Annotated in this window: 24 protein-coding genes and 1 tRNA gene; 12 read left to right on the top strand and 13 right to left on the bottom strand. The window is 47.4% G+C overall.

Annotation, left to right across the window (positions count from 1 at the left end):
• Nucleotides 1-6: 6 nt before the first annotated feature.
• From ACWHX8_RS01265 to ACWHX8_RS01240, 6 genes are all read right to left on the bottom strand, one after another.
• Complete coding sequence (locus ACWHX8_RS01265; protein WP_447970160.1) at nt 7-618, bottom strand: endonuclease III domain-containing protein; 612 nt, start codon at nt 616-618, stop codon at nt 7-9.
• 145 nt (nt 619-763) lie between these two features.
• The gene (gene rpsU / locus ACWHX8_RS01260; RefSeq protein ID WP_447970159.1) at nt 764-958 is read right to left on the bottom strand and encodes a 30S ribosomal protein S21; all 195 of its coding nucleotides are present in this window, start codon (nt 956-958) and stop codon (nt 764-766) included.
• 145 nt (nt 959-1,103) lie between these two features.
• Nucleotides 1,104-2,492, bottom strand: a complete 1,389-nt coding sequence (locus ACWHX8_RS01255; protein ID WP_447970158.1) for an NAD(P)(+) transhydrogenase (Re/Si-specific) subunit beta — start codon at nt 2,490-2,492, stop codon at nt 1,104-1,106.
• A gap of 45 nt (nt 2,493-2,537) precedes the next feature.
• The gene (locus tag ACWHX8_RS01250; RefSeq protein WP_447970157.1) at nt 2,538-2,816 is read right to left on the bottom strand and encodes an NAD(P) transhydrogenase subunit alpha; all 279 of its coding nucleotides are present in this window, start codon (nt 2,814-2,816) and stop codon (nt 2,538-2,540) included.
• 17 nt (nt 2,817-2,833) lie between these two features.
• Complete coding sequence (locus tag ACWHX8_RS01245; RefSeq protein WP_447970156.1) at nt 2,834-4,003, bottom strand: Re/Si-specific NAD(P)(+) transhydrogenase subunit alpha; 1,170 nt, start codon at nt 4,001-4,003, stop codon at nt 2,834-2,836.
• A gap of 247 nt (nt 4,004-4,250) precedes the next feature.
• Nucleotides 4,251-5,516: a hypothetical protein gene (locus ACWHX8_RS01240; RefSeq protein ID WP_447970155.1), complete on the bottom strand. Its 1,266-nt coding sequence runs from the start codon at nt 5,514-5,516 to the stop codon at nt 4,251-4,253.
• A 237-nt stretch (nt 5,517-5,753) separates the two neighbouring features.
• Here ACWHX8_RS01240 and ACWHX8_RS01235 point away from each other — a divergent pair, with 237 nt between their 5' ends.
• The 3 genes from ACWHX8_RS01235 to ACWHX8_RS01225 all read left to right on the top strand — a co-directional run bounded on the left by ACWHX8_RS01235 (nt 5,754) and on the right by ACWHX8_RS01225 (nt 8,663).
• Complete coding sequence (locus ACWHX8_RS01235) at nt 5,754-6,803, top strand: alkaline phosphatase family protein (RefSeq protein WP_447970154.1); 1,050 nt, start codon at nt 5,754-5,756, stop codon at nt 6,801-6,803.
• A gap of 85 nt (nt 6,804-6,888) precedes the next feature.
• The gene (locus ACWHX8_RS01230; RefSeq protein ID WP_447970153.1) at nt 6,889-7,248 is read left to right on the top strand and encodes a hypothetical protein; all 360 of its coding nucleotides are present in this window, start codon (nt 6,889-6,891) and stop codon (nt 7,246-7,248) included.
• A gap of 32 nt (nt 7,249-7,280) precedes the next feature.
• Nucleotides 7,281-8,663 carry a HEAT repeat domain-containing protein gene (locus ACWHX8_RS01225; protein ID WP_447970152.1) on the top strand — a complete coding sequence of 461 codons (1,383 nt, stop codon included), beginning with the start codon at nt 7,281-7,283 and terminating at the stop codon, nt 8,661-8,663.
• Nucleotides 8,664-8,770: 107 nt separating this feature from the next.
• On the opposite strand, the gene ACWHX8_RS01220 is transcribed toward ACWHX8_RS01225, so the two are convergent.
• A complete protein-coding gene (locus tag ACWHX8_RS01220; protein WP_447970151.1) occupies nt 8,771-10,423 on the bottom strand; it encodes a glycine/sarcosine N-methyltransferase in 1,653 nt (550 codons plus the stop codon).
• A 488-nt stretch (nt 10,424-10,911) separates the two neighbouring features.
• Here ACWHX8_RS01220 and ACWHX8_RS01215 point away from each other — a divergent pair, with 488 nt between their 5' ends.
• The 5 genes from ACWHX8_RS01215 (at nt 10,912) to ACWHX8_RS01195 (ending at nt 16,351) form a co-directional block, all read left to right on the top strand.
• Complete coding sequence (locus ACWHX8_RS01215) at nt 10,912-12,399, top strand: glycine betaine uptake BCCT transporter (RefSeq protein ID WP_447971840.1); 1,488 nt, start codon at nt 10,912-10,914, stop codon at nt 12,397-12,399.
• 248 nt (nt 12,400-12,647) lie between these two features.
• On the top strand, nt 12,648-13,739 hold the full coding sequence (locus tag ACWHX8_RS01210) for a HEAT repeat domain-containing protein (RefSeq protein ID WP_447970150.1): 1,092 nt from the start codon (nt 12,648-12,650) through the stop codon (nt 13,737-13,739).
• A 31-nt stretch (nt 13,740-13,770) separates the two neighbouring features.
• A complete protein-coding gene (locus ACWHX8_RS01205) occupies nt 13,771-14,856 on the top strand; it encodes a HEAT repeat domain-containing protein (RefSeq protein WP_447970149.1) in 1,086 nt (361 codons plus the stop codon).
• A 5-nt stretch (nt 14,857-14,861) separates the two neighbouring features.
• Complete coding sequence (locus ACWHX8_RS01200; protein WP_447970148.1) at nt 14,862-15,632, top strand: HEAT repeat domain-containing protein; 771 nt, start codon at nt 14,862-14,864, stop codon at nt 15,630-15,632.
• Between the two features lie 47 nt (nt 15,633-15,679).
• On the top strand, nt 15,680-16,351 hold the full coding sequence (locus ACWHX8_RS01195; RefSeq protein WP_447970147.1) for a HEAT repeat domain-containing protein: 672 nt from the start codon (nt 15,680-15,682) through the stop codon (nt 16,349-16,351).
• A 182-nt stretch (nt 16,352-16,533) separates the two neighbouring features.
• Here the strand turns inward: ACWHX8_RS01195 and ACWHX8_RS01190 are convergent, their stop codons facing one another.
• Nucleotides 16,534-17,856: a UDP-glucose dehydrogenase family protein gene (locus ACWHX8_RS01190; RefSeq protein WP_447970146.1), complete on the bottom strand. Its 1,323-nt coding sequence runs from the start codon at nt 17,854-17,856 to the stop codon at nt 16,534-16,536.
• 659 nt (nt 17,857-18,515) lie between these two features.
• Between ACWHX8_RS01190 and ACWHX8_RS01185 the strand changes: the two genes are divergently transcribed.
• Nucleotides 18,516-18,590, top strand: a tRNA-Gly gene (locus ACWHX8_RS01185).
• Between the two features lie 98 nt (nt 18,591-18,688).
• Here the strand turns inward: ACWHX8_RS01185 and ACWHX8_RS01180 are convergent.
• The 3 genes from ACWHX8_RS01180 to ACWHX8_RS01170 form a co-directional block, all read right to left on the bottom strand.
• Nucleotides 18,689-19,129: a type II toxin-antitoxin system VapC family toxin gene (locus ACWHX8_RS01180; protein WP_447970145.1), complete on the bottom strand. Its 441-nt coding sequence runs from the start codon at nt 19,127-19,129 to the stop codon at nt 18,689-18,691.
• Nucleotides 19,126-19,359 carry a hypothetical protein gene (locus tag ACWHX8_RS01175; RefSeq protein ID WP_447970144.1) on the bottom strand — a complete coding sequence of 78 codons (234 nt, stop codon included), beginning with the start codon at nt 19,357-19,359 and terminating at the stop codon, nt 19,126-19,128. Before ACWHX8_RS01175 ends, ACWHX8_RS01180 begins: the two co-directional genes overlap by 4 nt.
• 232 nt (nt 19,360-19,591) lie before the next feature.
• Nucleotides 19,592-20,551, bottom strand: coding sequence for a transposase (locus ACWHX8_RS01170; RefSeq protein WP_447970143.1), 960 nt, complete (start codon nt 20,549-20,551; stop codon nt 19,592-19,594).
• 223 nt (nt 20,552-20,774) lie between these two features.
• On the opposite strand from ACWHX8_RS01170, the gene ACWHX8_RS01165 reads away from it, so the two are divergent.
• The gene (locus ACWHX8_RS01165) at nt 20,775-21,590 is read left to right on the top strand and encodes a universal stress protein (RefSeq protein ID WP_447970142.1); all 816 of its coding nucleotides are present in this window, start codon (nt 20,775-20,777) and stop codon (nt 21,588-21,590) included.
• A 386-nt stretch (nt 21,591-21,976) separates the two neighbouring features.
• Complete coding sequence (locus ACWHX8_RS01160) at nt 21,977-22,204, top strand: universal stress protein (protein WP_447970140.1); 228 nt, start codon at nt 21,977-21,979, stop codon at nt 22,202-22,204.
• Between the two features lie 256 nt (nt 22,205-22,460).
• Here ACWHX8_RS01160 and ACWHX8_RS01155 read toward each other — a convergent pair whose 3' ends face one another.
• Nucleotides 22,461-22,598, bottom strand: a complete 138-nt coding sequence (locus tag ACWHX8_RS01155; protein ID WP_447970141.1) for a hypothetical protein — start codon at nt 22,596-22,598, stop codon at nt 22,461-22,463.
• Nucleotides 22,599-22,777: 179 nt separating this feature from the next.
• Between ACWHX8_RS01155 and ACWHX8_RS01150 the strand changes: the two genes are divergently transcribed.
• Nucleotides 22,778-23,005 (top strand): universal stress protein, encoded by a 228-nt coding sequence (locus ACWHX8_RS01150; protein WP_447970140.1) that lies wholly within the window; start codon nt 22,778-22,780, stop codon nt 23,003-23,005.
• A 274-nt stretch (nt 23,006-23,279) separates the two neighbouring features.
• Here the strand turns inward: ACWHX8_RS01150 and ACWHX8_RS01145 are convergent, their stop codons facing one another.
• Nucleotides 23,280-24,332, bottom strand: coding sequence for a hypothetical protein (locus ACWHX8_RS01145; RefSeq protein ID WP_447970139.1), 1,053 nt, complete (start codon nt 24,330-24,332; stop codon nt 23,280-23,282).
• Nucleotides 24,333-24,521 lie beyond the last annotated feature (189 nt).

Raw genomic sequence — 24,521 nt, 5'->3', positions numbered from 1 at the left:
ATTACGCTATCGAAAAGAGGTTACGCCAACCCTGGCGCAATACTTCTTAGAGAGAAGACAGCTACGACAATGGGGAGAAAGCGGCCTGCAGAGATTTTGGCCAAATGTCACAAGGAGGTCATTGAAGTGTATCCAGTAACGGCGAGGAAGTTTTTTCCGTAATACTGATTCTGTTTCGCATGGATTTTTGGTCTTGACGTATCCCCATCGGTTACAAATCCGATGAACATGCACATCTACGCAAATGCCAGGTTGACCAAATCCAATTGTCACAACAAGGTTTGCTGTTTTTCGGCCAACTCCATTGAGCGTAAGTAACTCTTCAATGGAATGTGGAACATTTCCATGGTAAACAGTAGTAAGCCTTTGACAAATATTAAGAATTTGCCTGGCCTTCGTACGATAAAACCCTACAGGGTAAATGGCCTGCTCAAGCGTTTCACGCTTCAGTTGACTCATCTGAAAAGGATTAGCAGCGAGAGAGAATAGTCGACGAGCGGCCTCTGCAGTTACGTCATCTTTTGTCCTAAGACTCAGTATACATGAAATCAGTATTTGAAACGGGGAAGAAGACTCTGCAGCCAAAACGCCGAGAAGTGCAGCAGGCCACTGTCGCACCTCTTCCTTAACAATGCGTAGGACAGCATGAACATCCTGATCCCTCATTATTGGTGAAGATTATGAAGACGTATCGTAGAAAATACCAGGAAGGGAAGAAGAGGTGTAGCCTTAGGTATAAATACGTTGAATATAGGACTAGAACTTAAAAGACACGGTGCTTTGAGAGCCACTTTTGTCGACGTCTCGCAGCTTCACGTTCCTTGGCTTTTCGTTTGACACTAGGCTTTTGATAAAATCGGCGGGCTTTTAATTCTCTAAATAGACCATCGGCGGCTAGCTTTTTCTTGGCGACTTTGAGAGCTTTCTCTACGTTGTTGTTAATGACTCTGACTTCCATGATTTCAGCCTTAATTTTTCTTAAAGTTTAATAACCAAGGACCTTACTTTACCACGCCTTCATGCCCCTCGCAATAGTTGAATCCCAATTAAAAAATATTAAAATAACTCTTTATTTTCAATATTTTATGAAACATTAACCGAACTCAACTATCTTTTAATGCGGCAACCATATCTAAAACCATTTTTTTCCCGTCCCCGAACATCATCAGGGAATTATCAAGGGCAAAAAGTGGGTTAGGGATACCAGCAAAACCTGGACTGAGACTTCGCTTAATCACGACCACCGTCTTGGCTTTATCGACATCAATGATAGGCATTCCAGCAATAGGACTAGAAGGGTCGGTGCGTGCAACGGGGTTGACGACATCATTTGCCCCAATGACCAGGGCCACATCGACCTGATCAAAGGTTTCATTAATTTCATCCATATCTTTTAACGCTTCATACGGCACATCTGCTTCGGCAAGAAGCACATTCATATGACCAGGCATTCGGCCAGCTACTGGATGAATCGCATACTCAACCGTCACCCCACGACTTTCGAGAAGAGCCGCCAAACTTGCGACAGGATGTTGAGCCTGAGAAACAGCCATTCCGTACCCTGGAACAATCACTACACGACGAGCCGCATCAAACAGCAATGCCACTTCTTCTGGTGAAGCAGACTTCACTTTGCCTGCATACACATCATCGGCACTTGGACCGCCTCCGACTGGAGCCAGCACTCCGAATAAGACATTCGTCAATGACCGGTTCATGGCTTTACACATGATCTGCGTTAAAATCAGACCAGATGCTCCAACCAATGACCCAGTAATAATCAACACGTTATTAGACAAAACAAAGCCATTTGCGGCCGCAGCTAAACCGGAATAGGAATTCAACAACGCCACCACAACAGGCATATCCGCACCACCAATCGGCATGACTAACAAAACGCCGAGAATTGAGGCAGTACCAACAAGCCCCCAGTAGGCCACAACACTTGTTGGGTCGATTACCACCCACACTGCAAATGACAATGTAACAATGGCGAGCCCAGCATTGATGACTTGCTGCCCGGAAAACAAAAAGGCATTTTCATTCACCAGACCCTTTAATTTTCCAAATGCAACAAGACTGCCCCAAAAGGTAACGGCTCCAATAAGGCCCGAAGCCGCGATGGCAATAGTCAACTGTATTATAGGAACATCTGTTCCTTGAGCACTTTCAAATAAGGCGGCTCCCGCCACCAACACAGATGCAATGCCACCAAATCCATTAAACAGTGCCACCAATTCAGGCATTTCGGTCATCTGAATTTTTACAGCAAGCACGGCCCCGATTGCTCCACCAATCACAATTCCAAGCAAAATCATTTCAAAACTGATGATTCGCTGATTAGCAAGCGTTAAGACGACGGCAACGAACATCCCCGTTGCGCCAAGAAGATTTCCACGGACAGCCGTACGAGGATGAGTGAGTCCCTTTAGTCCTAAAATAAAGAGAACCGAAGCAATCAAATATCCAATATTAATGAGGACGCCAGACATGAGATTTAGATTATTCCTTGTTATTCCACAAAAACATTTCGGGTACTATTTCTTCTTAAACATCGAAAGCATGCGATTCGTGACCATAAAACCACCAACGACATTAATGGTCGCAAAAATAACCGCCAACACGCCTAAAACCGTTGTGAGAGTGGTGACTTGCTCTCCAGCCGATAACACGGCTCCAACAAGCGTAATTCCAGAAATCGCATTTGATCCGGACATCAGAGGCGTATGAAGAGTCGGAGGGATTTTTGTAATAATTTCGAATCCCACAAAAATGGCGAGCACGAAAATTGTGAAAGCCATGATGAACATTTCCATCGTACGAAACCCCTTGCCTAAGATTGCGAGCTAGCTGAAAGCCCTAATGCTTCTCGAACTTGTGGATGTATGACTTCCCCATCACGGGTCAGTAGCGTTCCCTTGGTGATCTCATCATCGAGATCAATTTTCAGTTCACCTTTTTTCACCAGATGCTGTAAAAATGTGGCAATATTTTTGGAATACATCTGACTGGCATGAAAAGGCACCGTACTTGGCAGGTTTTCCGGACCATGGATGGTCACACCATTCGACACAATAACCTGGCCGGGTTTGGTCAACTCACAGTTTCCGCCTCGTTCAGCCGCTAAGTCCACAATGACGGATCCTGGGTTCATACCTGCCACCATATCAGCCGTGACAAGGACCGGAGCTTTTTTCCCAGGTACAGCAGCCGTAGAGATCACGACATCGCTCGAAGCGATAACTCGAGCCAGCAGTTCTCGTTGCTTTTGATAAAATGCCTCATCCTGGACTTTGGCGTATCCCCCCTTGTCCTCAGCATCCTTCGTTTCAATAGGCAATTCAACAAATTTCGCCCCAAGGCTAAGGATCTGCTCTTTGACCGCGGGTCTTATGTCATAGGCTTCAACCGCTGCCCCCAACCGACGCGCCATAGAAATGGCCTGTAGCCCCGCAACGCCAGCACCAATGATGAGAACTCGCGCAGGAGTGACAGTGCCGGCAGCCGTCATCAGCATGGGAAACATTTTCGGAAGAGAATTTGCGGCTAAGATCACGGCCTTATAGCCTGCCACCGTACCCATAGCTGACAACACATCCATGCTTTGCGCTCGAGTAATTCGAGGCATCAGTTCCATGGCAAAGACCAAAGCGCCTCGATCACCAAGCGTTTTCACGGACTGCGGCTCGGTTAAGGCTTCAGCCATCCCAATTAAAATTTGCCCAGTTCGAAGGAACGCAAGATCCGCTTGCCCCTGATCGAGGTTGGCTCCTAATAACCGCATTTGGACGATAAAATCGGAAGCTTCGAACACTTGAGCTCGAGTCTCGGCGATTTTGGCCCCCTTGTCGGTAAAAGCCGAATCAGGATATCCAGCTTCCTCGCCAGCTCCTTTTTCAACCAAGACTTCGAGGTCAGTTTTCTTCAGAGATTCAAGAACACCAGGGACTAAGGCTACTCGGTGTTCACCTGGATAAGATTCTTTTGGAACGCCAACAATCATAAGAAATGCACCATATCGTTCAAGCTAATGAGTGAGCTGGTCAAACAAAGACCGTAGGGATACCATAGGATTTTCGTAAGAATCAATGTGCCTTTAAGACTATATCTTTACTAGTCCGAACGGGCAATTCAATGTAAGTAATTGTTTTCATTTATATATTTTTCATTTTACGACTTCATTATATTTGAATAAATAAATTCCACCTAGCGACGGCTAGCTATCAACACCAGAGATAATCGACGCTCATCTAGTACAAGCGATTCACTAACTCCGTCGTGTTAAATAACATTGCCCGCTTTTCTGTATAGCAGGCATGTCCAAACAAATGGGTTCGCGGTGAAGACTCTCCATCGACATGATAATCCACCAATAGACAACTCCCATCATTTTGGCAGCGGGTCCCACGACGAGCACATTCAAGCCATCGCTCGAATCCATCGTACGGCTCAACGATTTCACACAATTCCTGGATAACAAGCTCATCTTGCTGCAACGCCGGAACAACATCAGTTCCTGCCAAGGCTAACTGCTGAACATAATCTCCCCCAGAGACTATCGGAAGCTCCCAGGCAATCTGCGGCAACTCCATTTTTGCTAACCACTGCTTGCCGTCACCTCTCACAGGCCTATGATTCACAAAATGAAGCAAATGCCCCAGACCGTCCGTTTCCCATCCACCTCGAACAGGCGTACCATAAGTCACCACATCTAATGCGGCCCCGCCGAGAAACGGCTGTTCCGTCAGCTTACGATAGAGCGTCTCAAGTCGGTCAGTTGTGACCTCAGCATCATGTGTGCGTTCATAATGAGCGGCAAGTACCTGGAATAATATTTGACGATTCGATGACTCTCCGCGAGCAATTAAATTCGACATGAGGCTCAGCACCTGCCCCGCATGACCATGAACGTGGACCACAAGCCGCTCGTTGGCAGACAACGACAGCTCTTGGGCCCATTGCTCCAGAAACTCAATGAGGTCAAACGCCGCTTTCACTCGACCCAAATGATGATTCAGGCTAGACCAGACGAAACGACCAAGTCGCAAAGGTCTTTCTCTTTGATCATGCTGATCAATGGCTCGCTGAAACATGGCCATAGATTCTGATGAAAAGTTCCCGGCATCGTTCGCCAACACATCGAGTTGCCTCTGAACCTCAGGAGCATTGGCCAGAGGAGGCTTCAGAGTATCACTCTCGCTCAGAATTTGATTGGAAGCTGGGCGGAGCAGGGTGAGCAACGATTCTATTCCGGGGATTCCTCTGGAGTACCCTCGCTTAAGTCCTCCCACCTCATCAAGGCGACCAACACCAAATAAGTCGCCATACGGAAGCCCACTGACAAACACCATGCCCCGAACACCAGCATCACTCAATCGCTTCGCGTTTTGCCCCATAGAGGCAAACCATCCAGGACTTTCATAGCGTTCACCTTCCTGAAAGACCGGGTATGCCACTCGATCTCCGGGGTTGGAACGAGAATATTTGGCATGTTGAAAGTTATTATCTTGCGGCATAGGCCTCTACCTTCACGATAAAAATCTTGAGTATCAGCGTTCTCTCTTAACCTGAACGGATGTTTCTACGCAATGGGGCAACGACGATTTTTTAGTTCGGGATCGGAACACTCACCTCACAATAGCAGGGGGCTTTGTCGACCATTTCATCAGTTGACCGCTTGAAAATTCACATGCTAAGGTTGAGGGTTTTCCATCATTATTCCATACATAATTTTCTTTCTGGATGAATGAGACATGAACTTCACTACATTCCTGACGCGTTCCGCTCGATATGGTTCTCTCCTCACGAAGCTTACTTGGGCATTGCTCGCTTTCATTCTTACAAGCACAACATTTCTAGGGCCATCAGAAGCTAAGCAACCCGATCATATCATCTTGGTCGTACTAGAAGGCATTGGCAAAGATGCCGTGCTGTCAGGCGACATGCCGACGCTCAACTCGCTTGCAAAAGAGGGAGCCGTCACATGGTCAGCTGAGTCATTGACACCACCGTTGACCGTTCCAACGATGGCGTCGCTGCTCACTGGACTTCCCATCAGCAAACATCGCATAACGTCAGCATGGGAAGAATATGACTTTGCACGCTCCTTCCTACGATCTCCAACGGTGTTTGATTATATGGACCTCGCCGGCGGACGGGACAGTGCCGTGTTCTTTATGGATGAACGTTTTTACCAACTTTCGCGACCAGAAATTTATGTAGACTCACAAACCTGCGGCATCGCGAAACCCCTTTGCAATCCCGATACGATTTCGGTTTATATTCGCGACTACCTGAAAAAAGTGACAAGCGACAAAGGACATGGCTTTCGGCTAATTGCCGTTCCCAACTTGCTATTGGTTCATATGCCCACAGCATCCAGAAGTGGCCAAAAGCATGGGTGGGATTCGGATGCCTACAAAACATCAATTCGCGAAATTGACTCGGCTATTGGAAAGATTCAAGAAAACTACCAAGAACTTCAGGTGTTAGATAAAACCATGTTTTTGGTTACAAGTTTAAATGCTAGAGCCTTGCCAACCCCAGGAAAGAATGGCAATTCAGATAAAACAAGCTCAACCAAGCCTCTCAACCACACCGTTCCATGGATCGTTTCCGGTGTGAATGTGAAAAAAGGATACGCCATTCAACGTCCCGTCTCACTGTTGGACACTGGAGCCACAATTTTGTATGCCCTTGGGCTTAAGACTCATACCGAATGGGAAAGTCATGCTGTTGAAGACATTTTTGAAACCATACCCGAACATCGAACAACGGAAAATGACCTTGAAGGCTTGTACTAAACCCTCATTGTCGTATCGATTGCGATATCGAAACCTGATGAGAGTGTCCTGCGTACTCCTGATGAGTTGCATCTTCGTACACGCGATGGCATTCGCATCTGAACCAACAAACCCATTGCTCCGAACATTCACTATAACCGTTGATCCAAGCACACTGCATCCACCCACGAAGTGGCAGGTCCCCGGGATTACCCCGCTCATTTCAATTATGGATCCGGCAAGCAACCACGCGTATTCAACAGAAGAAATCAAATCTCTTGAACTCAAGCCTGGGAAATACCAATTTGGAACCTATACGTTTAGCTTTTTCTTCAATGTCACATTATCGGGCACCTTGAATTACGACAAGTCACTAGACCAATGCGTACAAGGCCGAGAAACCCAAAAACTCACGGTGACATGCAGTCACACTCAACCGTACCCGCAAGACCCTGATTATTATTGACGAATCGCTGTGACGATATAGAAGGAATAACGATGACACAAACCGCGCAAGATTGGCTTGAAGCCCTAGAAGACGTTGATGATGTCACTCGCGAAGAAGCGGCTAAGTCATTGGCTGAGTTGGGTGATCCCACGACCCTTGAGCCACTCTTGGCAGCCATTGAAGATGACTATTGGGCGGTTCGAGTCCAAATAGGATGGGCACTCGCAAAAATTGGTGGAGACAAAGCCATCGAAGGGCTTATCGTCCTGTTTAATGACAATATGATGGAAGTCCAGAGTGAAGCTGTCCAAGCCATGGCTTCAATTGGTCTGTCGGTTTCACCGCACTTGCTCACGTGCCTGAAAGACACGCGATGGAGAGTGCGAGAACAGGCAGCAAAAGTACTCGGAGAAATCAAAGATGTTCAAGCCGTAAAAGGCCTTACCCTCGCCTGCCGAGATCGTGACGGTGCCGTAAAGAGTGCGGCCGCAGAAGCGTTAGGAAAAATTGGTGACCCTCAAGGCATTCCTCCACTCATTAAACTCTTTAAAGATACATCGAAGATTGTTCGAGAAACTGCCGGAACAGCGTTGGTCACTATTGGCGCACCATCCGTTGGTGCCTTAATTGAAACGCTCAAAGACCCACATTTTGTCGTACGATGCCATGGAGTACGAGCACTAGGCGGCATGACAACCGACTATCAGATCGGTCGGGCCTGGGTCAAAGAAACCCGTGTTGTTGAAGCCTTAATTGAACTTCTAAAAGATCCAGATCGAGCTGTTCGAGAAGATGCCACCATAGCATTAGGTAATATTGGCGACACTACTGCAGTCGACGGCTTACTTGAAGCAATGAAAGACGGGTCGGTCAAACGTCATGCTATTGCATCACTCGGCATGATTGGCGATCCACGAGCGCTCCCTGCCGTACTTGATGCGCTTAAAGGTAAAGGCATTCATCAGCAAGGCACTCCAACACCCGGATGTATCATCAGCGAAGACCAGCTCATCAAAGAAGCCGCGGCAACAGCCTTGGGGCACTTCCGACATCCAAGGGTTATTCCCGACCTTATCTTGCTGCTTAAAGATATTGTCTTACGCGACTATGCCGCAGCATCTCTCGTCCTCATTGGGGATAACGCCATTGAACCTCTCCTTTCGTTTTTACATGACCCTGATCTTTCAAAGGTTGGAAGGGAAAGCGAACGAGTCTTAGCGTTTGCCTCCACACGAATGACAGCATCCAGCGCACTCAAAAGCGTCATACTCGATACACTGGACAAATTAGGGTGGGAACCTGAAGTCGAAGAAAAAGAGTCTCAGCAAAACCCTGAATATACAGACACATCAAACGTTTTAGGATTAGAGGGCCGTTTTGGAACTTCTGGGGATTTTGCGAAACCCGCTAAGGATCTTAAAATAGAACGATGATGTTTGATCGCCTGCTTTCGTACTTGTAGGCATTATCTCCGAATAATAAAAAAGCCCACTCACATGTTGTGAGTGGGCTTTTCCTCTTTTTTACACTTCTAATAATTTTATACTTTCTGAAAGTGGAGTATTCCCCAGGTAAGGTGACCAGCATTCCCACCATCAATCCAATGCTGCAACCCTTCCTTCATTTTCTCGACATATCCTTCACTACAAACTTGGATGAGCGTATTGCGATGTGCGTTGATTTCTTTGAGGACTCGTCCATAATGATTTGCCAATTGCTCTGAGAGATCTAGCGCTTGAACTTCTTTTAGACCGAGCTCAGTTGCAATCTTACGATAATAAGGAATCGAACCAAGAGAATCGAGATGAATGCGGTCTAAAATTGGCTTCAGCGACGACGCAGGACAGTCCTCACTTTGCATCGGGTCGGTAAAGATAAATTGGCCACCCTTGGCTAAGACCCGAACCGCTTCTTCTATGACACGCTTCCGGTTCCCACTATGCAGAATTGCATCCTGAGACCAGACGATATCAACAGATCCGTCAGGCAGTGGAATATCCTCAAAACTCCCATCAACAACATTAATGGAAAGGCTCATTCCCTGCACAGTATTGAGCTCACGGTTTCGTTTATTTTGTATTTCACTTAAGTTCAGACATCCAACGTGACAGCCAAAGGTTTTGGCTAAGAAACGCGCAGACCCACCGTATCCAGAACCAATATCAAGTACGCGACTCTTTTGATCTATCCCCATGACTAACGAAGCCATTTTTTCAACCGTCCGCCGACTCGCTTCTGAGATAGTATCACTCTCTTTTTCATAGAGTCCGACGTGAATATCCTCTCCACCCCAAATCGTGGCATAAAACCGATCAGCATCTGAGCTGTTATAGTAATCTCTTGCCGTATCGACGGCTTGCGAGTAAGTCGTTGATTGGACCGGAGTATGTGCCCGCTCTTCATTCCTATAACGCTTTTCAGCAACATGGACAAAAAAGTCTGGATCTTCAACTTTATGTGTTTCTTGAAAATCACCGTACGTTTTAATTTGCTGGAATCCCACTTCATGCATGAGACGACGAGTATATTCTTTTCGAAGCGGATACATATTGAGGTGATACTGCGAACCATCCGGGAATTGGTATTCAAATCGTGCAAGGCCTTCGTCAACGTACTCAGGCTTGGCACTCACATTATCGCCGCAATAATAGTACACATGCTTGGATGTAAAACCGTTATCCAAAATGCCGTCGTAGTTTCGCTGATCAAGAATAAGGACGCCATCATGCGTGAGAGCCGTATAAAACTCGGCTAGGGCCTTACGCCGATCCTGCTCGGAGAAGAGATGCGTCAGCGAGTTGCCTAAACAAATCACTGCATCAAACTTATTGTGTATATCCCGGCTTAGCCATCGCCAATCCGCATGGACGGTCCGCATGATAAACCCGGCCTGATTCGCATTTTCAAAGGCTTGAGCCAGCATTTCTGGACTGCCATCAGCACTGGTGACATCGAATCCTGCGCGAAGAAGCCGAATGGAATGAAATCCGGTCCCTGTCGCAACGTCCAAAACACGTTTGACTCCTCGCTCTTGAAGGATTCGTATGAAAAAATCACCTTCACTGGAGGCGCGAGCATCCCAATCAATCAGAGCATCCCACTTCTGGACGAATCCTTGGACGTACTCCTTTTTATACTGATCCGTTTTCCGCTGAGCGATTGGATTGTCGCCGTATTGCTGTTCTTTGGCCATAGGTTGCTCCTGCTAGCTTTTGCCCAAACGAATTAGGCAGAGTAATAAGGGATCGAGGCAAAATAGCAAAGGGCCACCATGCGCTCCTACGAGTCGCAGGAAGCCCCAAAAATCTCCCGACAGTCTAACGAGTTCGAAGACCTCCTGCAACCCTTCCGGCCTTCACCGATCGAATTCCTGCAAAAAATGTAAGAAAAAAACACAATGAAAATATATATTTACATTTAAAATTCTCAGCAGGAAGCGAGGACTCTAGGCTATGGATGGCTCTAAGCGTACACGTAGATGACTCAACGCTATAGCGAAACCAAATAACTTCCAACCGAATTGACATCATGTACACAGCGCAAAAACACACGTCGGACAGACGGAAGTCAATTGGAACGGCTATAGCAGTATTGTTCGCGTGATTGCCCACTAACTATTTCTCATATTTTTGCTTGTTCACGGTTAGAATTTGTGCTATCCCCAAGGCAAGCTGCATGAATATTCAATCAACGACCCCCGTCTTTAAAATCTCCCTACTCCTCGCGGTCTCCTTCCTCAGCTGGGGAACTTTCGCTCCAAGCCATCTCGCTGAGGTGACCGGTGCGGCTCAAAAATCTCTCCTAAACTCCTTTGGGTGGTTCTATGTCCTTTCGGCCTCAACGTTCCTGCTCGCGGCATTTTCTCTCATTTTCTCCCGATATGGGAACATCCCCCTTGGCCCTGATGGAGCCAAACCTGAATTTCCGCTGCTCACGTGGTTTGCCATGCTTTTCTGCGCCGGAATGGGTATTGGCCTGGTCTTCTGGGGTGTGGCAGAACCCAATTCCCACCTTCACAATCCTCCTACGGGGCAACCAAATACACCTGAAGCCGCACGAATGGCCATACGATACAGCTTCTTTCATTGGGGGCTTCACCCATGGGGTATCTACACCATAGTGGCCTTAGTCTTGGCCTATTTTCAATTTCGGAAAGGCATTCCAGGACTCATCAGCCTCAGTTGCAAACCCATTATTGGCAAACATGCTGATGGAATGTTGGGGGCTGCCATCGACACAATCGCCGTATTTGCCACAGTTTTCGGCGTGGCAACATCGTTAGGGTTCGGAGCTGTGCAAATCAGCGGAGGACTTTCCTACTTATTTGGGATACCAAATACACTGGTAACTCAGCTGACATTAATTGGAATTGTGACCGTCCTCTATATGCTTTCAGCCCAGACAGGCTTGCAACGAGGTATCAGATACTTAAGCAATCTGAACATGATACTGGCTTCAACCCTTCTGTGCTTCCTCCTGTTTTTAGGACCAACAAAGTTTATTATGGAGATCTTCTCCTCTGGGCTCGGGAACTATCTGCAAAACTTACCGACTATGAGTCTCAACTTAGCCCCGCTGACTGATTCGACTTGGATTCACGACTGGACCCTGTTTTATTGGGCCTGGTGGATTGCCTGGGCGCCGTTTGTCGGAACGTTTATCGCCCGTATTTCCAAGGGCCGCACCGTTCGTGAGTTTATCCTCGGAACTCTTCTCGTCCCTACACTGTTCTGTGCCTTTTGGTTTTCAGTCTTTGGAGGCACAACCATCTCACTCGAATTGTTCAATCACGTGCCGATCGGAGAAACAATCGACAAAAACGGTATCGAAGTCGCCTTGTTTACAGTTTTAGAACAATTCCCCTTTGGAACCTTTATGTCAATGATTGCCATTTTCCTGATCAGCACATTTTTCATCACCTCTGCGGACTCAGCCACGTTTGTCCTCGGCACCTTAACGACCCATGGCAGCTTAAATCCTCCTAACCACATTAAGTTCACGTGGGGAGTCATCCAGTCAGTTTCCGCTGCCGTCCTCCTGTGGTCTGGAGGCCTCGAAGCGCTTCAAACAGGATCCATTATTGCGGCCTTTCCGTTTGCCTTCATCATTGTCCTGATGATTCTCTCCCTCTTAAAATCCTTCAAGCAAGAAGTCTTACCACCCCACTAACCCACACGATCCCAAGCCTACCTATTCAGTTGACCCCCCAAAAAACGCTGTGCTAACGTGAGACGTCAATTTGACTATAGCCGTTCCAATTTATCTCTGTCTGTACGACGTGTGTTTTGCGCTGTGTACATGATGTAAATTCGGTTGGAAGTTTTTTGGTTTCGCTGTAGTCATGGCATTTCCACGGTTCGTGAAAGACGTGGGGCATATTCTGACTTTGCCTAAATATTACTTAGGAATATATTATTATGGCAGACAGTGTAGCCGAACATATTTCTGCTCTCAACGACCGCGATTGGGGAATCCGTGAAGACGCGGCCTCAGCACTTGGAAGCTTTCAGGACCCTCGAAGTGTCCAACCTCTTATTCGAGCACTCAAAGATTCTGATCGAGCAGTTCGCATGGCTGCCACAACCTCGCTTACAACAATTGGTGAACCGGCAGTCACACCCCTAGGACACGCGCTTCAAGATCTGGACCTCAATGTTCAAGAAATAGCCGCCTCCATACTCGCTACCATTGGTGATGATCGCGTCGTGGACCCACTCATCGCCGCACTCCTGAATCCCAATTGGATTGTGCGCAGTCATGCCGCGAAAGCACTTGGCAAGATTGGCGACCCACGAGCCATCGAGACACTCATTTTATTACTCCAAGACAAGGTTCCCGCTGTGCGAGATGATGCGGGAACAGCCATTGCCGCATTGGGTGAGGCTTCTCTCCCTCCTCTGTTGCAGCTGTTAAAAGATAAAGACTGGAAGGTTCGCCTCCACGCGGTAGAAGCCTTAGCGTTATTAAAACATCAAGCAGCCGTCGAACCACTGCTTACACTTATGACAGAGGACCCTGACACAGCTGTCAAGCAGGACGCGATTCGTGCGCTTGGTGAAATTGGCGACGTACGAGCAGTAAAACCTCTTCTATCAATTCTCGACCAGCCTACGTTGAAAACTCAGGCGATTATGTCACTCGGAAAGATCGGTGCCCCAGAAGCGTTACCCACGCTGACAAAGATTATTAAGAATTTGGTAACCAAAGCCTATGAAGGACGCATGGCGGCGTGCGAAGATGGCTTGTATCAGGAAGACTTGCCCCCCGTAGAAGCGGCAGTCAAAGCTCTGGCGCAAATCGGTGACGCACGTGCCATTCCAACCCTTCAGCAAGGTCTGAAAAGCACGCTTATTCGAGTCGAAGCCGCCGAAGCGTTGACCAAATTTGGAAAACCAGCCGTATCACCACTTGTGGCTATGTACAAAGCTGAAACTGATGACAATATTCGGTTCCACGTGAAAGAGACGCTTGCTCGCTTAGGCTGGAGGCCTGGACAAATTCGGCTATAGGAAACATCTCTATACACTTGCGATATTTAGAATGCCAAAAGAAACATTAGAAACGCTCATTTCCGAGTTGAATCACGAAGAAGACTGGCGACGCATGCGATCGACCGTTGCATGCCTCAAGGGTGGTCCCCCAGCTGTTGCCGGCTTGATCGAGGCCATGGCTAAGAGCACACCTGAATACAAAGTTGAAGCGGTCAGGATGCTCGCACGCATTCGAGATCCTCATGCCGGCATTCCCGTCGTCAAAATGATAGCTGATGAGAATGAGGCTGTGAGCAAGGCTGCTTTGGCCTCGCTCGAACAAATGGCAGGCATTTTGGACGAACCCACTGCCGCGGAACTGGTGAAACTGCTTAAAGATGAGCAACACAGAGAATCGGTGACCGCATTGCTTGGCTCTATTCCCACATCCATCGGGCCATTAACAGAGATGCTCCATGACCCAGAAGAATCTGCACGAGTTACCGCCGCTACGATTCTCGACCATCTTTTAGATCCACGCTCTGCCGATGCGTTGGTCGATGCCATGGGCGATCCTGCGATTAGCCATATCACAATGGAGACACTGCGAAAACTCAGTGCGATTCGAGATCGTATTAATGAAGTGATGAACGAACTCGCCAATGTTGAAGAATCCGAACTCCGAGAAGGCGCAAGACAAGAAGCCGTGATTAAACTTCATCCCATTGGTCGCCCAGCGGTTGAAATCTTGATTGAATATCTTGAAGACGATGATTGGGTCGTCCGAGAAGCAGCAGCCGACGTCTTGGGAAAAATTTCAGATGTACGCGCCGTCGAACCGTTAATGGAGCGACTTCGCGTCGATGGAGACACAGGCGTGAAAGAACTGGCCACGAAATCATTAGGGCTGCTTGGTGACGCGCGCCCCGTGGACTTACTGATTGAAGTTATTCCTATTCGTCCTCTTCGCGTCTTGGCCGTTGAGGCTTTGGAAAAAATCAAAGATGTCGAAGTGCTCCGACCACATGTGGAACTCTTTAAACAACTGAAAACTGATCGAGACGGATTGATCTCATATAATTCAGGAATCATCCTTGACAAATTAGCTGCCCTTGACGCTCAATTGGATGAAGAAGCTTGGGCAGGAAAGGAATAGAAACGATGGAGGAATCCAATCGCGTTGAACAACTACTCGCATCACTTCGTGATGATAACGAAGCCCTTCGGAATCATGCGGCCACGAATCTGAGTCAAATTGGAGAAGTGGCCGTTCCCAAGTTAATTAATCTCTTCTTGGAAGATGACTTGGTTGTTCGAGAAGCCGCGGCTAGTGCGGTCGCGCAAATTGGGGAACCGGCGATCGAGCCATTGATCGAGGCGTTAGCCGAGGACGAAGAATGGATGGTCCGAGAGCAAGCCGCCTCGGCTCTGGGGAAAATTAAATCACCTCGTGGCGTTGCCCCCCTGATGAAAGCCCTCCAAGGGGATAAAGATGGTGCGGTGCGCAATGCAGCCGTGTGGGCGTTAGAACGGATTGGCGACCCCGAAGCGGTCCCGGCACTCGTTGAGGCTCTGATGGATGCGACGCTACGCGAAGATGCCGCCCGTGTTTTGAAAAAAATTGGTGACTCTCGAGCAACAGACGCCTTGATTCAAGAACTGCAAGGACCGAATTGGATCGTCCGTCGACATGCGGCAGAAGCCTTGGGGAAAATTGGTGATCCACGCGGCGTCGATCCATTAGTTCAATCGCTAGCCGATGAGGATTGGTTAGTTCGACGAAACGCGGTAGAATCACTGGCACGATTAGGTGACAAGCGGGTCGTCACCTCGCTCGTGCCGTTACTTGAAGACGAAAACGAAATGGTCAGAGACACAGTCGAAGGGGCCCTTAGTAGTTTCGGGTGGACCCCGGACTCTGCAAAATCATAAACATTGAATAGACTTCATCTCTTTGTAAGAAGGTGAAAGGAGCAATAATGGCAGACGAATCTCCAGCACAACTTGTCCAGATCGGTCCCAAAAGTGGGACAAAGAAGGATGGGTTTAATCTCGTCACTGAGAATGTGACCGCAATCAATATTGAAGCCAAACAGATCGAAGTTGAGCTCTTGGCGTATGACGGTAAAACAGTCTTGTTAGACGTCTCAGATGAAGCACTCGAAGATCTTCAAAAAATTAACATCGGAGATGGCGCGACACTTCGAGTCATGGAAGCTGACGGGAAGCGACTCGTCAAACAATTCCGGATTCGCGCCAAAGACCCCAATGTGCAAAAAGCTGAAGCTGCGTTATTGGACCTTACAGACACACATTGGTTGAATAGAAAATATGCAGCTGAAATTCTTGGAGAACTGAAGGCCGAAGAATCAGTCAAACCATTAGTCGAAGCCCTGAACGATGAAGTAGGAGACGTTCGGCACCGAGCCTATGAAGCCCTCATTAAAATCGGCGCACCCTCAGTGACGCAAATCATTCCTCTCCTGATTTCGGAAGAGGATGACATGCGGCAATCTGCAACAGAGATCTTGCGAAAGATTGGAAAACCAGCGGTGGCACCGTTGGCTGATGCGCTTGGTGAAGCAGATCCGAAACTCACCAAACGCATCATGAAAGTGCTGGATCGTATGGGCTACAAACCCAAAGTTTAATTCGTGAAACGTCGTTCGTAAAAGAAAAAAACGTATTTCGTCGTTCGTGAAGCGTATTTCGTAAGAAGGGTTTTCTGGCTTTTCTTTCACGCTTCACACAGGACACTTCACGCTCTTTCTCCAAACTTCACGAGCGACCGGCGGGCACAACAACGCTGTTGGTGGCGTTGTTCAACATTGGATCAAGAAGGGCGGCTTCCGGCAGGTGGCCGTCCAACTGACACATAATAAAATCCCTGCTCCGCCACCCGGTCTGGCTCATAGACATTTCTCAAATCAATGAGACATGGAGATTTGACAAGCGTTTTCAGTTGCTCAAAATCAAGGCTCCGGAACTGATTCCATTCAGTCACCAAGATAAGCGCATGCGCACCCTCTGCGGCATGATAGGCATCCTGACACGCCACTAAGCCATTCACCGCTTTCAACGACTCTTCCATCGCTTCCGGGTCGTACGCACGCACCGTGCATCCTTCTTTCAGTAATTGTTCAGCAATCATTAACGCTGGCGAATCCCGAATATCATCGGTATTTGGCTTAAACGACAAGCCTAATATCGCCACAGTTTTGCCCTGAACGCTCCCTAATGTGTCGCGAATCTTATCAAGCATACGGACTCGCTGCATTTCATTTACCCGCTTCGTGGCCTTGGCAACCTGCATCTCATAGCCTGCCGTCTCACCAATGTGAATAAGCGCAGCAGTGTCTTTGCCAAAACACGATCCACCGTACCCAGGCCCCGCATGCAGGAACTTCGAGCCAACGCGATGATCGAGTCCCATGCCTTTTGAGACGACTTGGACATCCGCTCCGACTTTTTCGCAGAGATTCGCCATTTCATTAATAAATGATATTTTTGTGGCTAAAAACACGTTAGAGGCATATTTGATCATTTCTGCAGTAGGCACATCGGTAATGACAATAGGCGTTTCAATAAGATAGAGCGGCCGATAGAGGTCTTTCATGATCGCGACAGACGCCTGACTATCCGCTCCAATGACAACCCGGTTGGGGCGCATAAAGTCTTCAATCGCTGACCCTTCGCGTAAAAACTCAGGATTTGAACATACTCCAAACTTTTGAGGCGTTGTTTGATTTTCAGCAATGAGCTTATGCACCCGCTCGGCAGTCCCGACCGGAACGGTAGACTTCGTTACCACAACTTTATACCCCGTCATGCGACTGCCAATGCTTTTGGCCACCTCATCTACAAATGATAAATCCGCAGACCCATCGTCTCTCGACGGAGTCCCTACGGCAATGAAAATAACAAGCGCTTCATCCACGGCCTTTGAGAGATCAGTCGTAAACTTCAGTCGTCCAGCATTCGTATTCTTTGTGACAAGTTCGGCTAATCCTGGCTCAAAAAAAGGAATTTCGCCTTTTTCTAATTTGTCGATACGCTTGGAATCAACATCCATACAGGTCACATTGATGCCATATTCGGCAAAACATGCTCCCGTCACTAACCCAACGTAGCCAGTTCCAATAACACTCACATGCATGATGACTCCTCCAATTGCTAAGAATGAAGACGTATATAACAGATATTGTATGAGTTTTTCGTATTATCGCAAGGTTGGTAGTGGAGAAAGTTCCCTTAAAATACGTCCGCAGACCTTTTCTCACTCTATGTATCGGATTACAGCAGAATTTTCCTAACTACCAATCGTCCCAACACGATGCCTGACCTTTTGCAGAGAGCCAATCAAATAGATATCAGCATGGGTCTGTTGAAAAAAGCCGCCAGCGGCGTTCTCGCCATTTTGCCGTGCTCACGTATAACCAGTACGCTCCGCGCGTCAAAATGGCTGTGGCCTTGCTGGACGGACTTTTTTGAACCGACCCGAGGCTTCTGATATCCAACACGTGCTCGAGGAATATTGCAGCTCGATATCAGCATTATTCAACACTCCCCAGCATCTAAATGCTACCACTGACTTCAATTATATGCTGAAACAGCAAGATCGCCAAGTTCTTAGGTCGTGCACATCAAGGCTCGTTACCGGACTAGGACCAGGTATGCCATCATCTAAGCACATTGTGCATGAGTAGAGGTGTACAAGAATATTACCAATACTATTTCAGAAAAATCTTTGCTAACTCAATTACTTGACAGCCCCAGACCACAACACTAAAATCGGATCTCAGGACTATACAGAGAGCGGGAATAGCTCAGTGGTAGAGCATCGCCTTGCCAAGGCGAGGGTCGGGGGTTCAAATCCCCTTTCCCGCTCCAATTTCTTGTCAGCGGCATCGTTTAGATCAAATCGATCGACGCACGTCCATCCCAGGACATCGAAAGAAAACCCCGCTCAACCACAATAGTATACGTTCCTAAGCGATCACGTCTTCTAGGCGATAATCTCGGAGTCGTAAAATACGTCCCACTTTTGATGCCTTGCGATAATAGCGGTCATCGGCAGTTATCAATATAGTATCTGGCTGGCAGAAGGCCACTGCATGATACAACGTGTCAAAAAGATGCTGTTGTAACTCAATAGCCAAATCACACGCTCTCTGGTAAATCTCTGGTCCGTTCAGAACAGAAATTTCCATAGCGTATAACAAGCCAACAGATTCGTGTGCGACCTTTGGTGAAAGACGGGAGACGACAGCAGCCGTCTCAGCTAACCAATGTGGCGGTTCTTGTAGTGTGATATGACCATCGTTCATGGCCTGAAGAATATCTAAAGCTTTTCCAGTATCCGGTTCGTTCGCATGATCGGAAAGAATCCATTTCATGATCACACTTGCATCCAAAACTAAACTGATCATGAGCGCCCACTCTTCCTCGCTCGCCGTATAGAATTTTCACGAATCGGCTTGACCTTTTTACGCAACTCCAACAGCTTTTCAATAGCTCGTGACCGCCGTGCCGCACGTTCCCGCTCATCGACAGCCTGTTGCATCAACTGGGTAAGCACCGCACTTTTATTCTCACCAGCAAACGTCTTATCGAATGCAGCCTTGACCGGTTCTGGCACACTAAAATTCACCGTCGCCATGCAGGACTCCTTTTGTTGAAGATTTCAACAATACTATGGGAGGAAGCTTGAGAAATGTCAAGCAAAACAGCTCAAAGTAATTCCAAGAATGAGCTGATATAGAGAGGCTTATGAGGATTGGGGAGATGGAATAAGAAATGTATTCTGGCGGTCTAAAAATCGTGAGTTTATAGGGTCTTCATATTCATAGGGTCAGATCTAGCTTTATAATATTACTTGAATTCAAGTTATGTTAAATGGTCAAGTCTAGCTTTATTTGTTTCAGATGTTTTTGCAGTTGCCGGTCTTTGGCTAAGCGAGCTTCAAACTGGCGAATGCTGCTGCTCGCGCTGGCGTAGTGCTTTAACCCAAACTTCCGTGCGATCTCACGTAATTTCATGTTCCCCACGTGTTGACACAGGTACATCGCCATGCCTCTGGCTGGGTTACTCGACGTTCGTCCTCGTTTCAAGGCCCAAACGCTCTTCATTGTTACATTCAAGTGTTGACAGACGACCTCGACGATACGTTTGACCGTTAGCCGAACTCGTGCCTCACGCAGATCTGGCACGTCAATATTTTTATTCCGTAGCTTGAGAGTTTGCTTAAACGCATCGCTTCCAAGAATTGGAGGCTGTTTACTCTTCGCATAAAACTCTACAATTTCATCATCAATGCCTTCAGCGACGTACGCTTTGTAGGCATCAATCGCTCCTCGAGAGGCCAGGGATTTCAGGATGTAGTGGCTGGTGAGCCATGGCGGACGCTTGTGTTTGCCGATGTAGGCGGGATAACTGGACCATCGATACCGATCAAGCCGTTTCACCAATTTGGCTTCTAATGGATTCCGGTGAATGTAGCGGGATAATTGTGTCCAATATGCCTGTGCCTCTACCAAGATGGCCTTGTATCGACCTCGAAATAAAGGGCCGTCTCGTCCTTCTGTTCGATTATAGAACTGGGTATAGAGTCCATTAACATGCCGCATGATTCGTTGCAAGTTCGCTTCAGGAGTCCGTACCAGCAAATGATAATGAGTGTCCATGAGACAATAGGCATGCCATTCGGCGTTGAAGCGCTCAGAAGTGTCGGCCAACAAGGCCAAAAAGTACTGGCGTTGTTCATCCGTGGTGAATACCTTCCGGCGGCTGGCCCCACGGTTCATCACGTGATACCATGCCCCCTCAAATTCAATGCGGAACGGTCTAGCCATAGCGTTCTATTATAACAACTTATAACATCATAAAACTAGACTTGACCCTAATAGCATTAACGAACCGTCTAGCGGACATCCTATAAAGTCTTTCCGCGAAGCTCGCGGTGTACCTCCTAATTCAATGTGGCACTGGACTCCAACATGTAATAATACTATCCTGTACACGTAAAAGAGACAGAGAAACCAATGCCATTTCATGCATCGTTCTTCTCTCTAAAACATGAATAACATTTTCCATGCGACAGACTTTTCGTCACAGCCAGAAATTGCCTTTGCGCATGCGCTCAAGCTGGCGTGGGCCACCCGGTCACGGTTAACGCTGTTCCATGTCAATGAACATTTAGAGGAACTCAATTGGCAAGAATTTCCATCAGTGAGAGCGACCTTGGCCAAGTGGGATCTCCCCTTTCAAGACAATCTCATACAGCATACCCCGCATTCCAAGATTGAAGTTGAAAAAATCCTGTACAGAGGAACAGATCCTTCATCCTCAATTCTCGAACATCTCGACCGTCATCCTGCAGATCTCCTTGTCCTGGCAACGCATCAACTGGGTGGACGACCTTTTTTTCATTCTGTGTCTGAGCCCGTAGCACGAAAATCTAAAATCATGACCTTATTTATTCCCGTCTCCACCGATGGGTTTGTATCACCAGAGAACGGAACGCTCACACTACAAAACATTCTTATTCCCATAGACCATGAACCACAGCCACCAGTTGCCTTACAGGCCATTACGACACTGATCAATGCCTTAGACTGTGCACAGACTACCGTCACGGTGCTCTACATTGGCGATGAGCAAGAGATGCCCGAGTGCGATTCATCTCAACGTCACAACGGTACCTGGAACTATATCGCTCGACATGGGGACGTTGTTGAAGAGATATTACAAGTCGAGCAGGAATTAGCGGCTGACCTTATTGTGATGCCCACGCAAGGTCATCAAGGATTTTTGGATGCTCTACGTGGAAGTACCACAGAGCAGATCGTTCGAAAGGCGCACTGTCCGGTCTTGGCTGTTCCGGCTGAATAAAAGAGAAATGATAAGGCTTCATCTCCACGACACCCTGATTGGGAGATTGCATCCCACAAGTGCCAATTCGCATTCCTACTGACGTGGATACATAAGAGGGCTGCTCCTCATTACCTGGATCGCATCGTTCATGTTCTTACAAATACAGCGATTCTGGAAAACTGTATCGACAAGATAAGCGGAACAATCTAGGGACTGCCGACGAAGGTCATTCTCCACTAGCGAAAATCCCTAGTCATATTGCTAGACCTGACTTCAAGCATAGCGCTCTAATATATATCAACTTACAACATTATAAAACTAGACTTGACCCTACAATTCTGATCAATGCCTTAGACTGTGTACGGACTACCGTCACGGTGCTCTATATCGGCGATGAGCAAGAGATGCCCGAGTGCGATTCATCTCAACGTCACAACGGTAGCTGGAACTATATCGCTCGACATGGTGACGTTGTTGAAGAGATATTACAAGTCGAGCAGGAATTAGCGGCTGACCTTATTGTGATGCCCACGCAAGGTCATCAAGGATTTTTGGATGCTCTACGTGGAAGTACCACAGAACAGATTGTTCGAAAGGCGCACTGTCCGGTCTTGGCTGTTCCGGCTGAATAAAGGAAGAAGGATAACGCTTCATCTCCACGACACCCTGATTGGGTGATTGCATCCCACAAGTGCCAATTCGCATTCCTACTGACGTAGAAGCATAAAGAGGGCTGCTCCTTATTACCTGAATCGCATCGTTCATGTTCTTACAAATACAACCGCTCTGGAAAACTGTATCGAAGAAATAAGCGGACCAATCTAGAGACTGCCGACAAAGGCCATTCTCCACTAGCGAAAATCCCTAGTCATATTGCTAGACCTGACTTCAACCATAGGCAGCGGCCAATAAGGCGAGAAAGTACTGGCGTTGTTCATCCGTGGTGAATACCTTCCGACGGCTGACCCCACAGTTCATCACGTGATACCACGCCCACTCAAATTCAATGCGGAACGGTCTGGCCATAGCGCTCGAATATATATCAACTTATAACATTATAAAACTAGACTTGACCCTAAAATCTTATTCCTATAGACCATGAACCACAGCCACCAGTTGCCTTACAGGCCATTACGACACTGATCAATGCCTTAGACTGTGCACAGACTACCGTCACGGTGCTCTATATTGGCGATGAGCAAGAGATGCCCGAGTGCGATTCATCTCAACGTCACAACGGTAGCTGGAACTATATCGCTCGACATGGTGACGTTGTTGAAGAGATATTACAAGTCGAGCAGGAATTAGCGGCTGACCTTATTGTGATGCCCACGCAAGGTCATCAAGGATTTTTGGATGCTCTACGTGGAAGTACCACAGAACAGATTGTTCGAAAGGCGCACTGTCCGGTCTTGGCTGTTCCGGCTGAATAAAGGAAGAAGGATAACGCTTCATCTCCACGACACCCTGATTGGGTGATTGCATCCCACAAGTGCCAATTCGCATTCCTACTGACGTAGAAGCATAAAGAGGGCTGCTCCTTATTACCTGAATCGCATCGTTCATGTTCTTACAAATACAACCGCTCTAGAAAACTGTATCGACAAAATAATCGGACCAATCTAGGCACTGCCGACGAAGGCCATTCTCATTAGCGAAAATACCTAGTCTTAGTGCTAGACCTGACTTCAAGCACTTAGCGAACAATTAGCCGTGATGTTGACTGTTGTCTACCTCATTATCTATCGGCCCCGGAAATGGAATTAAGCAGGCAAACATTCTCCAAATTATGATCCAGAGCTTCGAAAGGCGAGACTCAACTCTCAAAAGCTCGTCAGGATTTTCGTCGTCTACCATACCATGGTTGATAGCATTCCTAATATTGTACAACCGATTTGTTTCGTCGGGTCGACGAAAGCATTCGTAAATGTAATGCGAAGCGGAGGACCCAAAACAGACCTCTAAAGCATGCGCCGCTTTAGTAGGTAGTCCAGGATCAACGATTTCCTTATAAGCCCTCTGAATATAAGCTGGAGTCACTTTTCCACCATACTCACGCAACAAGATGTTATCCAGAGCCGCTTGCTTCTCGATCCTGCTTAACTTTTGTTGAGGCTTAATAATCTCCACAGCCTCTACAAGGCATTCGAATGCATTCCAATAAGCTGAATAAATCCGGAGTGTATCGCTTCGATAAGAATTCTGCAGTAGATTCCGCGGCTCACGAATCCAAAACAAGGCCGCATCAACTCTTGGTCGAGCCTCCTCGGAAAGTGATAGGACTCCTTCAACAGCCTTGTGCAAGTCTTCGTGAGCCAAATTGGTGACGATGACTCCTCCCGAACCATGCGTTACCCATGACCACCAGCCGCAAGATGAGTTGCCCCACTCCACAAGAGTAAACGATCCAAGGAAGGTATTGATTCTTCGAGCCGCTTCGATAAGCGAAGAAACGTTTTTCCCCTCAACCTTCACTGTAGCCTTATGGACAGTATTGGCCCCGCGTATGGCTGATCCTTCCTCACGCCTGTTAGACACTTGAATGCCCAATGAAGGCAAATCGAGAGGCTCTTTAAGTGGCGCAAAATCACCATATATCAAGATTATTAGATCTTTTCCCCAATCCGTAGGCCAGAGCTTGATGCGTTCTTCAAGCCAAGCGATTCCGTGGGCGTGAGTCCAATTTAAGCCACATTCCTTTATTAGCTCTTTACTCCGGTCACGGAGCTTGGCAAGCTTACTGGAACTTTCTTCTGTCATGGCATAAGTACAATTGATGTAATAGTTCCAATGGCTTCTTGAAGATATTCAAGAATGTGACAGTACTTCGAAGGGCGGTTTTTGGGAATTTCTCTGAGCACTTTAAACCACAACTTAAATTTGTCTCATGTATTTCACAAATTAGTACGCAAGAAGAATACAGGATTTGTCGTAAGAATCAAGTTAATA

The sequence above is a fragment of the Nitrospira sp. M1 genome (assembly GCF_965152605.1).
The sequence above is the reverse complement of the archived record's forward strand: the minus strand, read 5'-3'. Positions and strand labels throughout refer to the sequence as shown.